Source organism: Streptococcus pseudopneumoniae, assembly GCF_038148935.1.
Taxonomy (GTDB): Bacteria; Bacillota; Bacilli; order Lactobacillales; family Streptococcaceae; genus Streptococcus; species Streptococcus pseudopneumoniae_U.
The window spans coordinates 1-15,696 of record NZ_JBBJZX010000045.1 but is presented as its reverse complement, the minus strand read 5'-3'; the positions used below and the strand labels follow the sequence as shown (position 1 = coordinate 15,696).

The window sequence follows — 15,696 nt, the reverse complement described above, 5'->3', positions numbered from 1 at the left end:
AAAAACTTAATTTTGTTAAACCAGCCTAAAAGGCAATAAATAATAGAAAAGAGAGAAAAACTATGGCAGTTCAAATGGAATACGAAAAAGATGTTAAAGTAGCAGCACTTGACGGTAAAAAAATCGCCGTTATCGGTTATGGTTCACAAGGACATGCGCATGCTCAAAATTTGCGTGATTCAGGTCGCGATGTCATCATCGGTGTACGTCCAGGTAAATCTTTTGATAAAGCAAAAGAAGACGGATTTGACACTTACACAGTAGCAGAAGCTACTAAATTGGCTGACGTTATCATGATTTTGGCACCAGACGAAATCCAACAAGAATTGTACGAAGCAGAAATCGCTCCAAACTTGGAAGCTGGAAATGCAGTTGGATTTGCCCATGGTTTCAACATCCACTTTGAATTTATCAAAGTTCCTGCCGATGTAGATGTCTTCATGTGTGCTCCTAAAGGACCAGGACACTTGGTACGCCGTACTTACGAAGAAGGATTTGGTGTACCAGCTCTTTACGCAGTATACCAAGATGCAACAGGAAATGCTAAAAACATTGCTATGGACTGGTGTAAAGGTGTTGGAGCAGCTCGTGTAGGTCTTCTTGAAACAACATACAAAGAAGAAACTGAAGAAGATTTGTTTGGTGAACAAGCTGTACTTTGTGGTGGTTTGACTGCCCTTATCGAAGCAGGTTTCGAAGTCTTGACAGAAGCAGGTTACGCTCCAGAATTGGCTTACTTTGAAGTTCTTCACGAAATGAAATTGATCGTTGACTTGATCTACGAAGGTGGATTCAAGAAAATGCGTCAATCAATTTCAAACACTGCTGAGTACGGTGACTATGTATCAGGTCCACGTGTAATCACTGAACAAGTTAAAGAAAACATGAAAGCTGTCTTGGCAGATATCCAAAATGGTAAATTTGCAAATGACTTTGTAAATGACTATAAAGCTGGACGTCCAAAATTGACTGCTTACCGCGAACAAGCAGCTAACCTTGAAATTGAAAAAGTTGGTGCAGAATTGCGTAAAGCAATGCCATTCGTTGGTAAAAACGACGATGATGCATTCAAAATCTATAACTAATTAGAGAGCAAAGGATTTTGAGAAAACTTTAGCTTCAGCTATTCGTGGGATATTAGATGTACTTATTTAGGGGTTGAAATCATATGAATATTACCAATTTGTTTTCTATCAAGACAGGATGTGATGAAACTGATAGGCAACTGCAAAAATTATTTTTTCAGTTGGATTTACAATTGGGAGAATTGACAGATCAACTAAGAAAATTAGATTCTAATTTTGTTCCTCGTAGTCAATTTGTAGACACGCTGGATTTGAATGATGTAGAATATAAAGAAATTTTAAACTATTTTATCTTCCATCGTAATGATAGTGAAGAAAGTTTGGCAGAATGGTTATATGATTGGATTTCTACAAATCGTTATGAACTTCCTAAAGAGTTTTCAATTCGTATGGCTCATAAATATCATGAAAGTGTTGCTGAAGTTTTTGGAGATGAATAACTAAAAAAACAGTCATTAGTGACTGTTTTTTATAGAAAAAGAGGTTTTATATGTTAAGTTCAAAAGATATCATCAAGGCTCACAAGGTCTTGAACGGTGTGGTTGTGAATACACCGCTTGATTATGACCATTATTTATCGGAGAAGTATGGTGCTAAGATTTATTTGAAAAAGGAAAATGCCCAACGTGTTCGTTCCTTTAAAATTCGTGGTGCCTATTATGCCATTTCCCAACTCAGCAAGGAAGAGCGTGAGCGTGGGGTAGTCTGTGCCTCTGCGGGAAATCATGCGCAGGGAGTAGCCTATACCTGTAATGAAATGAAAATTCCTGCTACTATTTTTATGCCCATTACTACTCCGCAACAAAAGATTGGTCAAGTTCGCTTTTTTGGTGGGGATTTCGTAACCATTAAACTAGTTGGAGATACCTTTGATGCTTCTGCTAAAGCAGCTCAAGAATTTACAGTTTCTGAAAATCGTACCTTTATTGATCCTTTTGATGATGCTCATGTTCAGGCAGGTCAAGGAACCGTTGCTTATGAGATTTTAGAAGAAGCTCGAAAAGAATCGATTGATTTTTATGCTGTCTTGGTTCCTGTTGGTGGTGGCGGTCTCATTGCCGGGGTTTCTACCTATATCAAGGAAACAAGTCCAGAAATTGAAGTCATCGGAGTAGAGGCGAATGGGGCACGTTCCATGAAGGCTGCCTTTGAAGCTGGTGGGCCTGTTAAACTCAAGGAAATTGACAAATTTGCGGATGGGATTGCTGTACAAAAGGTAGGACAGTTGACCTATGAGGCAACTCGTCAACATGTTCAAACTTTGGTAGGTGTTGATGAGGGATTGATTTCTGAAACCTTGATTGACCTCTACTCTAAGCAAGGGATTGTTGCAGAACCTGCTGGAGCTGCTAGTATTGCTTCTTTAGAGGTGTTGGCTGAATATATCAAGGGGAAAACCATTTGTTGTATCATTTCTGGAGGAAATAATGATATCAACCGCATGCCAGAAATGGAAGAGCGTGCCTTGATTTATGATGGGATCAAACATTACTTTGTGGTCAATTTTCCACAGCGTCCAGGAGCTTTGCGTGAATTTGTAAATGATATCCTGGGGCCAAATGATGATATCACACGTTTTGAGTATATCAAACGAGCTAGCAAGGGAACAGGTCCAGTATTGATCGGAATCGCCTTAGCGGATAAGCATGATTATGCAGGATTGATTCGTCGCATGGAAGGTTTTGATCCGGCTTATATTAATTTAAATGGTAATGAAACCCTTTATAATATGCTTGTCTGAGAACTAATAAAAAAATATCATATTATTTGCACAACTGATGTATAGGTGCTATAATGAAGATGAAGAAAGGGGGCGATTCCTATGGTTTTAGGAAGCTTATCGTGCAATTCTTACTTCTGTTCATTATAGCACTTATGATGTTTGGCTCCGATTTCCATCCTTCATTTTGATTTCCCATCTATTTTGAAAAGTAAACTCACACGGTCTTTAAGATGTGATTTGCTTTCTTTTTGCTGACAAATATACCATATTAAAAGGATATATGAGTAACCGACTGAGCTTATCTGTCTTGTCATCTTTATTAAGGATGGTTTAGAGAATCGGGTGTTTGGTTTTAGGTTAGCACCTCAATATCCAAATGAGTGATGAATTTGAAGAATATAAGGAATGGCTATCTATCAGATGATTTCTTGAGGAAGAAAGATAGGAGTTTTGAGCTAGTGAATGCTTGGATTTCTAAAGGTTAGGATTGTCATATTCAGTTATTAAATCGAAGAAATAAGCTATCTTACGGAAATAGGGAAGCATTTTTTTAAAAGCTTGAATAATTTTGCACCTCAAGAGGGTAATAATACAATATTTTTATTAGCAAATATTTATGGTGTAGAGGCTAGCAAAACCTATATATTATCGGCTTTAAAAAGGAAGTAAGAAAATTCTGAACTAATTATTTTCGTTGAATATATGTTTTTTTATTGACAAAAGTAGTAAAAACGTATACAATTAAATATTGTAAAGAAGAAAATAGGAGAAAAACATGGCTAAGTCAAACTTTGAAAAAGTAGAATCAGTTGTTGGCTGGGTTCGTGATAAGAAAATCACAGGCTACCGTATCTCTAAAGAAACGAATGCGCGTGAAATGTCTATCATTGCTCTGGCGCAGGGTCGTGCAAAAGTAAAAAATATTTCATTTGAAACAGCCCTAGGCCTAATTGATTTCTATGAAAAAAATCATGAAAAATTTGAAGATTAATCTTTGGATAACGGCGGATTCTTGACCCTCAAGTAGTAGAGATAGAGAATCTGCCTTTTCATTTTGAACAGCAAAAAGACTGCATGGTTGATGCAGCCTTTTCTTTTTATTTGAGATAGCGTTGAAGGAACTCTTTTGTACGGTCTTCTTTAGGATTGGTGAAGAGGTCTTCTGGTTTACCTTCTTCAGCAATCACACCTTTATCCATAAAGATAACACGGTGAGAGACATCACGGGCAAATTCCATTTCATGGGTTACGACAATCATGGTCAAGCCTTCCTGAGCCAGGTCCTGCATGATTTTGAGGACTTCTCCAACCATTTCTGGATCGAGAGCTGATGTTGGTTCATCAAAGAGAATGGCGTCAGGATTCATGGAAAGGGCACGAGTGATGGCCACACGTTGTTTTTGACCACCTGAGAGTTGTTTTGGTTTCGCTTGCCAGTAGCGTTCCCCCATGCCGACTTTTTCCAAGTTTTCTTTAGCAATTTTTTCAGCTTCTGTACGTTCGCGTTTAAGGACAGTTGTCTGAGCGACGATTGTGTTTTCAAGCACGTTGAGATTTTCAAAGAGGTTAAAGGATTGGAAAACCATGCCCAACTTTTCACGGTATTGCGTGAGGTCATAGCCTTTTTCAAGGACGTTTTGTCCATGATAAAGGATTTGTCCATCAGTTGGCGTTTCAAGTAGGTTAATGGAGCGTAGGAAGGTTGATTTCCCGCTTCCAGAGCTTCCGATGATAGAGATAACTTCTCCCTTGTGGACAGTGAGGGAAATGTCTTTTAGCACTTCGTTTTGTCCATAGGATTTTTTGAGGTGTTTAATTTCAAGGATTGCTTGTGTCATTATTTCAAATCCTCCGTTTGCATTTGGTTAGCACCTGTAGTATAGGTATCCATGTCCATTCGGCGCTCGATGAAGCGTAGGATACGTGTTACGGTGAAGGTGAGGACAAAGTAAATCACGGCGATGATTGTAAATGTCTGGAAGTATTGATAAGTTTGAGTTGCCACGGTATTTCCAGAGAAATAAAGTTCGACAACAGAGATAACGTTCAATACAGATGTATCTTTGATATTGATGACAAATTCATTACCAGTTGCTGGTAGGATATTACGGACCACTTGAGGTAGGACAATCTTACGCATGGTTTGGTTATGAGTCATACCGAGTGCAGTTGCGGCTTCAAATTGTCCCTTGTCAACTGCCAGGATACCACCACGGACGATTTCAGTCATGTAGGCACCGGTATTGATTGAAACGATGAAGATAGCAGCTAGTGTACGGTCAAGGTTGATACCGAAAGCTTGGGCAGTTCCATAGTAGATAACCATCGATTGAACGATCATTGGAGTACCACGGAAAATTTCAATGTAGACATTGAGGATCCAGCCAACTAATTTTTGTAGGCTATAAATGGCTTTATTCTCAGAGAGAGGAGCAGTACGGAAAACACCAATGGCAAGACCGATAATGAGACCTGTGATGGTTCCGACGATAGAGATTAAAAGAGTGATACCAGCACCACGCAAGAGTTGTTGCCAGTTTTCAGAAAGAATTTTAGCAACTTGGCTAAAGAAACTACTGCTAGTCTCTTCAGTTGTTGTAGCTTCGGCAGGTTGTTCCTTAATCATACGATCCATCAAGGCAACTTGGTCGTCTTTTGAAATGGTTTCGATGCTAGCATTGATTTGGCTAATACGATTGTCATCTTTACGAAGTCCAATGGCGATAGCTGTATCTTCTTCCCCAGTTTTGAAACCTGGATCTACTTGGACCATCTTAAACTTAGAGTTCGCAGCTTCAGCAGTCAGAGCTTCTGGTCGTTCAGAAACATAGGCATCGATGACACCAGCCTCAAGAGCTTGGCGCATTTGAGCGAAGTCTCCCATGGCAGTTTCTTTTTTAGCACCTGGGATTTGACCAATCAAGTCATAAAGGTAGACACCTTGTTGAGAAGTGATTTTCGCACCGTTAAAGTCATCCAAAGACTTAGTATTTGAATAAGTAGAATCTTTTTTGACAAGCAAAACTGGTTCGCTAGTGTAGTAACTGCTCGAAAATGCAATTTCTTGTTTGCGTTCGGCAGTTGGACTCATACCTGCGATAATCATGTCAATCTTACCAGAAGTAAGGGCAGGGACTAGACCTTCCCATTTGGTTTTAACAACTAAAGGTTCTTTGCCTAAGTCCTTAGCGATTTTCTTGGCGATTTGAACATCGTATCCGTTAGCATACTGGTTAGTCCCATCGATTTTGACAGCCCCATTGCTATCATCGTCCTGGGTCCAGTTAAAGGGAGCATATGCTGCTTCCATCCCGATGCGTAAATATTCATCGGCTTGAGCAACATTGACAAGTCCCAGCATCAGCAAGAGACTTGTGAAAATAGATAAGTATATTTTTCTCATGATTTCTCCTATTCTAATCTATTAAAAAATAACTGTCTCCTATTTTATCGAAAAATGCGTAATTTTTCAACATAAGTAAGCCTTTACTTACGAAAAAATGCTATAATGATAAGAAAGATAAAAAGGGGGCTTAGTTGATGAAAAAAACTTTTTTCTTACTGATGTTTGGCTTGTTTTGCCTTCTGCCACTTTCTGTTTTCGCCATTGATTTTAAGATAAATTCTTATCAAGGGGATTTGTATATTCATGCAGATAATACGGCAGAATTTAGACAAAAGATAGTTTACCAGTTTGAGGAGGACTTTAAGGGCCAAATCGTGGGACTTGGACGTGCTGGCAAGATGCCTAGTGGATTTGACATTGATCCTCATCCAAAGGTTCAGGCTGCGAAAAATGGTGCTGAACTAGCAGACGTTACGAGTGAAGTGACAGAAGAAGCGAATGGTTATACTGTGAGAGTCTATAATCCAGGCCAGGAAGGCGACACAGTTGAAGTTGAGCTTACATGGAACTTAAAAAATTTGCTTTTCCTATATGATGACATCGCTGAATTAAATTGGCAGCCTTTAACAGATAGTTCAGGGGCTATTGGAAAGTTTGAATTTCATGTAAGGGGAGAGAAGGGGGCTGAAAAACTCTTTTTCCATACAGGCAAACTTTTTAGAGAGGGAACGATTGAAAAGAGTAGCCTTGATTATACTATTCGTTTGGACAATCTTCCGGCTAAGCGTGGAGTTGAATTGCATGCCTATTGGCCTCGAACTGATTTTGCTAGCGCTAGGGATCAGGGATTGAAAGGAAATCATTTAGAAGAACTTAATAAGGTAGAAGACTCGATTGTTAAAGAAAAAGAGCAAAGTAAACAACTCCTTACTTGGGTCTTTCCTTCGATACTTTCTATCTCCTTGTTATTGAGTATTTGCTTCTATTTTATTTATAGAAGAAAAACCACTCCTTCAGTCAAATATGCTAAAAATCATCGTCTCTACGAACCACCAATGGAATTAGAGCCTATGGTTTTATCAGAGGCTGTCTACTCGACCTCCTTGGAGGAAGTGAGTCCTCTAACAAAAGGAGCAGGTAAATTTACCTTTGACCAACTTATTCAAGCTACCTTGCTAGATGTGATAGACCGTGGGAATGTCTCTATTATTTCAGAAGGAGATGCAGTTGGTTTGAGGCTGGTCAAAGAAGATGGTTTGTCAAGCTTTGAGAAAGACTGTCTAAATCTGGCTTTTTCAGGCAAAAAAGAAGAAACTCTTTCCAATTTGTTTGCGGATTACAAGGTATCTGATAGTCTTTATCGTGGAGCCAAAACTGCTGATGAAAAACGGATTCAAGCAAGAGGGCGTCAGCTCAAATCTTCTTTTGAAGAAGTATTGAAAGAGATGCAAGAAGGGGTGAGAAATCGAGTTTCTTTCTGGGGGCTCCCAGATTATTATCGTCCCTTGACTGGTGGAGAAAAGGCCTTGCAAGTGGGGATGGGACTCTCTACTATCCTACCCCTATTTATCGGATTTGGTTTGTTCTTGTACAGTTTGGATGTTTATGGCTATCTTTTCCTCCCCTTGCCTATACTTGGTTTTCTAGGTTTGGTTTTGGCTGTTTTCTATTATTGGAAGCTTCGACTAAATAATCGTGATGGCGTTCTAAATGAAGCAGGAGCAGAAGTCTACTATCTCTGGACCAGTTTTGAAAATATGTTGCGTGAGATTGCACGATTGGATCAGGCAGAGTTGGAAAGTATTGTAGTCTGGAATCGCCTCTTGGTCTATGCGACCTTATTTGGCTATGCGGACAAGGTTAGTCATTTGATGAAGGTTCATCAGATTCAAGTGGAAAATCCAGATATCAATCTTTATGTAGCTTATGGCTGGCATAGTATGTTTTATCATTCAAGCGCGCAAATGAGCCATTATGCTAGTGTCGCAAATACAGCAAGTACCTACTCCGTATCTTCTGGAAGTGGAAGTTCTGGCGGTGGCTTCTCTGGAGGCGGAGGTGGCGGCAGTATCGGCGCCTTTTAAAGAGAGCTATCACTGGCTGAAAAAATATGCTATAATGGAAGATAGAAAAAGGAGTAATCTATGTATCTTATTGAAATTTTAAAATCTATCTTCTTCGGGATTGTTGAAGGAATTACGGAATGGTTGCCCATTTCTAGTACAGGTCACTTGATTTTAGCAGAGGAGTTTATCCAATACCAAAATCAAAATGAAGCCTTTATGTCTATGTTTAATGTCGTGATTCAGCTTGGTGCGATTTTAGCGGTTATGGTGATTTACTTTAATAAGCTCAATCCTTTCAAACCGACTAAGGACAAACAGGAAGTTCGTAAGACTTGGAGACTATGGTTGAAGGTCTTGATTGCGACCTTGCCTTTGCTTGGCGTCTTTAAATTTGATGATTGGTTTGACACCCACTTCCATAACATGGTTTCAGTTGCCCTCATGTTGATTATCTACGGGATTGCCTTTATCTATTTGGAAAAGCGCAATAAAGCGCGTGCTATCGAGCCAAGTGTAACAGAGTTGGACAAGCTTCCTTATACGACCGCTTTCTATATCGGACTCTTCCAAGTTCTTGCTCTTTTACCAGGGACTAGCCGTTCAGGTGCAACGATTGTCGGTGGTTTGTTAAATGGAACCAGTCGTTCTGTTGTGACAGAATTCACCTTCTATCTTGGAATTCCTGTTATGTTTGGAGCTAGCGCATTAAAGATTTTCAAATTTATAAAAGCAGGACAGCTCTTGAGTTTTGGGCAGTTGTTCTTGCTCTTGGTTGCGATGGGAGTAGCTTTTGCGGTCAGCATGGTGGCTATTCGCTTCTTGACAAGTTATGTGAAAAAACACGACTTTACCCTTTTCGGTAAATACCGTATCGTGCTTGGTAGTGTCTTGCTACTTTATAGCTTTGTCCGTTTATTTGTATAAGAAAAACCTTGAAGAGTCCAGGCTCTTCAAGGTTTTATACTCTTAGAAAATCTCTTCAAACTGCATCAGCTCTATCTGCAACCTCAAAACAGTTTTTTGAACAGCCTGCGGCTAGCTTCCTAGTTTGCTCTTTGATTTTCATTGAGCTTTAAAATCCAGTCAGGGTAATCCCCAACAGGCGGACACCTCTTTCTTTCTCGCTTAACTCTTCATAGAGTTGCAGGGCTATTTGGCTTATCTGACTAGCATCCTGTGTTTTTTGAGTCAGACTTTTTCGTTTGGTAAGAGTTGAAAAGTCCTCGTAGCGGATTTTCAAAATGACAATTTTTCCAGCTTTTTCTTGTTGATGTAGATTGAGAGCGACTCTTTCTGATAGAAGAGTCAGCTCTTTTTTGATGTCTTCCTCAGCACGGAGAATCTTCCCGTAGGTTTTCTCCTTTCCGATTGATTTACGGATGCGATTGGATTTGACGGGGGAATTGTGAATACCACGAGCCTTTCGATACAGGTCATAGCCCAGTCTGCCAAAGCGGTCTATTAGGGTCACTTCAGGAACTTCAAGTAGGTCAGCGCCAGTAAAAACACCCATGTGATGAAGTCGTTCCACCGTCTTTTTTCCTACTCCATGAAACTTGGAAATATCCATTTGTTTGAGAAACTCCTCAGCTTGTTCAGGTAGAATCACTGTCAGACCAAGTGGCTTTTGATAATCACTGGCCATTTTAGCTAAGAATTTGTTGTAGGAAACACCTGCGGAAGCAGTCAGATGGAGTTCTTGCCAGATATCCTCTTGAATGAGGCGAGCGATTTTGACCGCTGACTTGATACCGAGTTTATTTTCTGTCACATCCAAATAGGCTTCGTCAATACTCACAGGTTCAATCAAATCTGTATAGCGCTTAAAAATAGCTCGAATCTGGAGTCCCACAGACTTATATTTCTCATAATTTCCTGAGATAAAGACGGCCTGGGGACAACGTTCGTAGGCTTCCTTGGAGCTCATGGCTGAATGGACACCAAAAACTCGAGCCTCATAGCTACAAGTGGAAACGACACCACGTCCACCTGTTTGCCGAGGGTCGCTGCCGATAATGACAGGTTTTCCTCTGAGTTTAGGATTATCCCTGATTTCCACTGCAGCAAAAAAGGCATCCATGTCAATATGGATGATTTTTCTTGACAAATCATTTAACAAAGGAAAAATCAACATGCCTAGCCTCCTTTTTACCGCTTATTTTCTTTTATTATACCCTTTTTTCTGAAAAAAAGAAAAAAGGACTTTATTTTTTCAAAAATATAATACAGTTTGAAATAAAATGTAGACTGTTTTAGAAAAGAAAGTGTAAAAATAGGGATTTTTCGCTTGTTGAAATCGGTTACTGTATGGTATACTTGACTCATGAATGTAACAGATGGCTGTTACTAGAAAGAAAAAAGAGGACATTAACATGGTTGTTAAAACAGTTGTTGAAGCACAAGATATTTTTGACAAAGCTTGGGAAGGCTTCAAAGGCGTAGATTGGAAAGAAAAAGCAAGTGTATCACGCTTCGTACAAGCTAACTACACACCTTACGATGGAGACGAAAGCTTCCTCGCAGGACCAACAGAACGTTCACTTCACATCAAAAAAATTGTAGAAGAAACTAAAGCACACTACGAAGAAACTCGTTTCCCAATGGACACTCGTCCAACATCTATCGCTGATATCCCAGCAGGATTTATCGATAAAGAAAACGAAGTTATCTTTGGTATCCAAAATGACGAACTCTTCAAATTGAACTTTATGCCAAAAGGTGGTATCCGTATGGCTGAAACTACTTTGAAAGAAAATGGATATGAACCAGATCCAGCTGTTCACGAAATCTTTACTAAATACGTAACAACAGTTAACGACGGTATCTTCCGTGCTTACACTTCAAACATTCGTCGCGCTCGTCACGCTCACACTGTAACTGGTCTTCCAGATGCATACTCACGCGGACGTATCATCGGTGTTTACGCACGTCTTGCTCTTTACGGTGCAGACTACTTGATGCAAGAAAAAGTAAACGACTGGAATGCAATCGAAGAAATCGATGAAGAAACAATCCGTCTTCGTGAAGAAATCAACCTTCAATACCAAGCATTGCAACAAGTTGTTCGCTTGGGTGACCTTTATGGGGTTGATGTTCGCAAACCAGCGATGAACGTTAAAGAAGCAATCCAATGGGTTAACATCGCTTTCATGTCTGTCTGCCGTGTGATTAACGGTGCTGCTACATCTCTTGGACGTGTGCCAATCGTATTGGACATCTTTGCAGAACGTGACCTTGCTCGTGGTACATTTACTGAATCAGAAATCCAAGAATTCGTTGATGATTTTGTTATGAAACTTCGTACAGTTAAATTTGCTCGTACAAAAGCTTATGACCAATTGTACTCAGGTGACCCAACCTTCATCACAACTTCTATGGCTGGTATGGGTAACGACGGTCGTCACCGTGTTACTAAGATGGACTACCGTTTCTTGAACACTCTTGATAACATCGGTAACTCTCCAGAACCAAACTTGACAGTTCTTTGGACTGATAAATTGCCATACAACTTCCGTCGCTACTGTATGCACATGAGCCACAAACACTCTTCTATTCAATACGAAGGTGTAACAACAATGGCTAAAGACGGATATGGTGAAATGAGCTGTATCTCATGCTGTGTGTCTCCACTTGACCCAGAAAATGAAGAGCAACGCCACAACATCCAGTACTTCGGTGCGCGTGTAAACGTATTGAAAGCCCTTCTTACTGGTTTGAACGGTGGTTATGACGATGTTCACAAAGACTACAAAGTATTTGACATCGAACCAATTCGTGACGAAGTTCTTGAATTTGAATCAGTTAAAGCTAACTTTGAAAAATCTCTTGACTGGTTGACTGACACTTACGTAGATGCTTTGAATATCATCCACTACATGACTGATAAGTACAACTACGAAGCTGTTCAAATGGCCTTCTTGCCAACTAAACAACGTGCCAACATGGGATTCGGTATCTGTGGATTTGCCAACACTGTTGATACATTGTCAGCCATCAAATACGCTACAGTTAAACCAATCCGTGATGAAAATGGCTACATCTACGATTACGAAACAATCGGTGAATACCCACGTTGGGGTGAAGATGACCCACGTTCAAACGAATTGGCAGAATGGTTGATCGAAGCTTACACAACTCGTCTACGTAGCCACAAACTTTACAAAGACGCTGAAGCTACAGTATCACTTTTGACAATCACATCTAACGTTGCTTACTCTAAACAAACTGGTAACTCACCAGTCCACAAAGGTGTATACCTCAACGAAGATGGTTCTGTGAACTTGTCTAAACTTGAATTCTTCTCACCAGGTGCTAACCCATCTAACAAAGCTAAAGGTGGATGGTTGCAAAACTTGAACTCACTTTCTAGCCTTGACTTTAGTTATGCAGCTGATGGTATCTCATTGACTACTCAGGTTTCTCCACGTGCTCTTGGTAAGACTCGTGATGAACAAGTTGATAACTTGGTAACAATCCTTGATGGTTACTTTGAAAACGGTGGACAACACGTTAACTTGAACGTTATGGACTTGAACGATGTTTACGAAAAGATCATGTCAGGCGAAGACGTTATCGTACGTATCTCTGGATACTGTGTAAACACTAAATACCTCACTCCAGAACAAAAAACTGAATTGACACAACGTGTCTTCCACGAAGTTCTTTCAATGGATGACGCCTTGGATGCATTGAGCTAATTAAGTTTTTGAATAATGAAAAGGAACCCTCGGTCAGTCGACTGAGGGTTTTTGGGCTTGGGATAGTGTGAGCAATTCCTTCGGCGCAATATGCAATGTTTTTGGGAAGGAATAGTGGATCGAATCTGAAATAGCCCGCTGAAACGTCTTAAACAGTGCTAGAAATTGACTGGAATTCTCTAAGTGATTTGTTCCGATTTTATTTCATTCCATCATAAAAACAAGACGACTGGCTAATTGACAATCATCTTGTTTGATACTGTTAATAAAATTCGCGAAGTTTATCTTGATTTTCTTTAAAAAATTTTTCTAACCAATCCATACCATAAGCATAACTAAAACCTTCTAAGAGAACAGAGAGGTCAATAGTATCAAATCCCATGTCTTTTAAATATTTAAAGGTATCGAATGGTGAATGAAAGTTTTTGTATTTAATAATTGCACCAATATCTTTCAAATCCTGCTCCCTGATACTCATCATCTTCATTCCTAACACATACTCAATAGGGACTACTAAAACAGTCAGATTCTCAAATGAGTACAAGGATTCACATAAACTTAAGGGAGGTTGTTTGTTCATATTTGCAACATGATTGTTGAGCCATAACTCTTCGTGGGTGTTAAGATTAAACTGTTTTCCTACACGAGCAATAATTTCATTGATTTTCTGATTTTGGTCGTAAAAAGCATCAACATCTTGTGTGGCACGTAAACCATGATATTCTAAGACATAACCACCGACACAGATAATTGTTAAAGTCAGATTTTCCTGAATTAATTCCTTATTTAGGGCTTGGAAGACCGGTTTCATTTTATCCATGTTTGTATTTCTCCATCAATTTTTGAACATTGGTTAACTTAGCAGGTTTATTTAATGAAATCACATATTTATGAGTTGGAGTATGCTCTTGAAAGGCATACTTCAAGCTAATTTTTTGAAAATGGGTTAGTTCTTTGGAGTCTAGCAACTTTTCTACATCTTGGTTTGTTAAATAAGAATAGTCTTCAAAAATAACTTTTCGCAAATAGCGAAACCAATGGCTTGCGTTGAATTGTGATTGTTTGGATGCCTGTATCATATAATCGTACCAATCCATTGTCTTCCTCCTATGAAATTTAGTTTATCTTATTGTAGTTTATATTTAAAAATGTAGTTTTTCTTAATTAGCTCGTATCTATAGGATGATACTGAAAATTTTCTTGTTGCTTTAAATCACAATCGAAAAATTCTGTTTTTCATCTTAGAAAAGAGTCTTTAGAAATGTAAAATGAACCTTTTTTCTTATCCAAAAACCTTACTAAAGTATATAATTTAGGAAGTCAATTCTGTATGATAATGTTTGTACTATCGTCGAGTTTTTGCTTGATTGCTTAACGAGATAAATTTTAGAAGAATTTTCGGTGTGATTTGACAAGCTTCTGACTGGAAGGATAGTTACACTAGTATTGTTTATTAAAATGAGGAGATAAAGAAAATTTGGAATCCATTTGCTTATTATCAATCGTTTTTTTAGCTTATTTGTCTTAGATTGGTATAGAACTGATTTATGGATTGATCCTCTTGTATCTTATCCTGTTCCTAAATATGTTGGTAGAAAAATGAAGCAGTTGTTACGAGTGTCTGTATTGGGAAAAATTTTATCTATACAATTCTTTAAATGATATGAAGGCTAGGAATGCCAAAACACTGACATATTTCGTTTGAATCTCATCCGATCTCTTTACTTGTATTTGTAGAAATGCTATCAGTAATATATTCGCGAACACTATGATTTATAACAGTGTGGTCGTACATCTTTGTAACTTTATTATACAACAACCATTTACAGGTGTAAAGTTGAGCAGTGTCTTTAGCAAATTTAGGGACTTGTTTTGTCACAGTTTTGATACCTATATTCGTTATTTCATGAGTATTTAACGTTCCTTTTCATGTAGGCATTTCAACAATTAGAATGATATTTTTCCGAGGATGAACTTATCTATTGTGACTTTTTAGAGTTACGATGTCTCTTGATCTGACTACCGCTATCAATTTCATCTATTTTTACAGTTTCATGCAACATAGCGAGAAGGCGGTTTCCTATATGGAAGTCGTCTCATTTTGTATTGTCTAACTATTCGATATTTACTACAGGTTATAGTTGATTTAAATAGGTGTATAGATTTCTAATATATATTAAGGTGAAATAATATCTTGTAAAACATTGCTATGTTCTATGAAAAAAGCGACGATAGCTAATGCACAAGCTCCTATACTTCCACGATGTTTGTTGTAAGGTAAAATTTCAATTTCTATATTACGAGTAAAAGGAACGAAGTGGAGCTGGTCTTGGATTTTATCCCTGACTTCATGAGTGAAAGGTTGATAATTAAGCAATTGACTGTTGATATAGATTTTATCAGCAGGATTGATGAGGAGAAGATTTGCAATAGAAGTGGCTAATAAATTAACTCCTTTATCAATTTGTTGGCGTAAAGCAGAGTCGCCTAAGTTGTAAGCCGTTAAAAGGGTGTCTAAATGAATGTCTTTTTCAGTCTTTACAAGGCTTTTTAGTACAGTTAGTTGGGAATTTTTAAATAATAATTGGGCGTGTTTGATTAACCAAGCATCAGAAATATATGTTTGTAAACAACCTTTTTTTCCGCATTCACAATATTGCCCATTCAATTCGACAATGGTGTGTCCAATTTCTCCGATATAAGGATTTTTAGAGGCTCCTATTTTTTCTTTTGTGAAAAAGGAAGTGTAAATACCTAATCCAGCGTGTAGGAAAATAAA

General features: G+C 38.6%; 13 protein-coding genes and 1 pseudogene. 8 read left to right on the top strand and 6 right to left on the bottom strand.

What is annotated here, in order from left to right:
- Positions 1–62 precede the first annotated feature (62 nt).
- The 5 genes and pseudogenes from ilvC to WKI42_RS06260 all read left to right on the top strand — a co-directional run bounded on the left by ilvC (position 63) and on the right by WKI42_RS06260 (position 3,799).
- Complete coding sequence (ilvC, locus tag WKI42_RS06280) at positions 63–1,085, top strand: ketol-acid reductoisomerase (protein WP_000290683.1); 1,023 nt, start codon at positions 63–65, stop codon at positions 1,083–1,085.
- An 83-nt stretch (positions 1,086–1,168) separates the two neighbouring features.
- The gene (locus WKI42_RS06275; RefSeq protein ID WP_001027897.1) at positions 1,169–1,525 is read left to right on the top strand and encodes a hypothetical protein; all 357 of its coding nucleotides are present in this window, start codon (positions 1,169–1,171) and stop codon (positions 1,523–1,525) included.
- A 50-nt stretch (positions 1,526–1,575) separates the two neighbouring features.
- Positions 1,576–2,826: a threonine ammonia-lyase IlvA gene (ilvA, locus tag WKI42_RS06270; protein WP_368081460.1), complete on the top strand. Its 1,251-nt coding sequence runs from the start codon at positions 1,576–1,578 to the stop codon at positions 2,824–2,826.
- Positions 2,827–3,354: 528 nt separating this feature from the next.
- Positions 3,355–3,477, top strand: a pseudogene (locus tag WKI42_RS06265) (SPFH domain-containing protein); the annotation flags it as partial.
- Between the two features lie 106 nt (positions 3,478–3,583).
- Entirely contained in the window at positions 3,584–3,799 is a 216-nt protein-coding gene (locus WKI42_RS06260; RefSeq protein WP_001130036.1) for a capsule biosynthesis transcriptional regulator, read from the top strand.
- A gap of 106 nt (positions 3,800–3,905) precedes the next feature.
- Here the strand turns inward: WKI42_RS06260 and WKI42_RS06255 are convergent, their stop codons facing one another.
- Both WKI42_RS06255 and WKI42_RS06250 read right to left on the bottom strand, forming a co-directional pair.
- Positions 3,906–4,646 carry an amino acid ABC transporter ATP-binding protein gene (locus WKI42_RS06255; RefSeq protein ID WP_368081459.1) on the bottom strand — a complete coding sequence of 247 codons (741 nt, stop codon included), beginning with the start codon at positions 4,644–4,646 and terminating at the stop codon, positions 3,906–3,908.
- A complete protein-coding gene (locus WKI42_RS06250) occupies positions 4,646–6,211 on the bottom strand; it encodes an ABC transporter substrate-binding protein/permease (RefSeq protein ID WP_368081458.1) in 1,566 nt (521 codons plus the stop codon). The genes WKI42_RS06255 and WKI42_RS06250 overlap by 1 nt, the downstream gene beginning before the upstream one ends.
- A 137-nt stretch (positions 6,212–6,348) precedes the next feature.
- On the opposite strand from WKI42_RS06250, the gene WKI42_RS06245 reads away from it, so the two are divergent.
- Entirely contained in the window at positions 6,349–8,238 is a 1,890-nt protein-coding gene (locus WKI42_RS06245; RefSeq protein ID WP_368081457.1) for a DUF2207 domain-containing protein, read from the top strand.
- A gap of 60 nt (positions 8,239–8,298) precedes the next feature.
- Positions 8,299–9,144: an undecaprenyl-diphosphate phosphatase gene (locus WKI42_RS06240; RefSeq protein WP_368081456.1), complete on the top strand. Its 846-nt coding sequence runs from the start codon at positions 8,299–8,301 to the stop codon at positions 9,142–9,144.
- Positions 9,145–9,292: 148 nt separating this feature from the next.
- Here WKI42_RS06240 and dinB read toward each other — a convergent pair whose 3' ends face one another.
- Positions 9,293–10,354, bottom strand: coding sequence for a DNA polymerase IV (dinB, locus tag WKI42_RS06235; protein WP_368081455.1), 1,062 nt, complete (start codon positions 10,352–10,354; stop codon positions 9,293–9,295).
- A 238-nt stretch (positions 10,355–10,592) separates the two neighbouring features.
- Here dinB and pflB point away from each other — a divergent pair, with 238 nt between their 5' ends.
- Positions 10,593–12,917, top strand: coding sequence for a formate C-acetyltransferase (gene pflB, locus WKI42_RS06230; RefSeq protein ID WP_000260631.1), 2,325 nt, complete (start codon positions 10,593–10,595; stop codon positions 12,915–12,917).
- A 262-nt stretch (positions 12,918–13,179) separates the two neighbouring features.
- Here the strand turns inward: pflB and WKI42_RS06225 are convergent, their stop codons facing one another.
- From WKI42_RS06225 to WKI42_RS06215, 3 genes are all read right to left on the bottom strand, one after another.
- Positions 13,180–13,737 (bottom strand): DUF6036 family nucleotidyltransferase, encoded by a 558-nt coding sequence (locus WKI42_RS06225; RefSeq protein WP_000359824.1) that lies wholly within the window; start codon positions 13,735–13,737, stop codon positions 13,180–13,182.
- Positions 13,730–14,014, bottom strand: a complete 285-nt coding sequence (locus tag WKI42_RS06220) for a hypothetical protein (protein ID WP_050259685.1) — start codon at positions 14,012–14,014, stop codon at positions 13,730–13,732. Before WKI42_RS06220 ends, WKI42_RS06225 begins: the two co-directional genes overlap by 8 nt.
- Positions 14,015–15,093: 1,079 nt before the next feature.
- Positions 15,094–15,696: ROK family protein (locus tag WKI42_RS06215; protein WP_368081454.1), on the bottom strand; the 603-nt coding region annotated here is incomplete at its 5' end.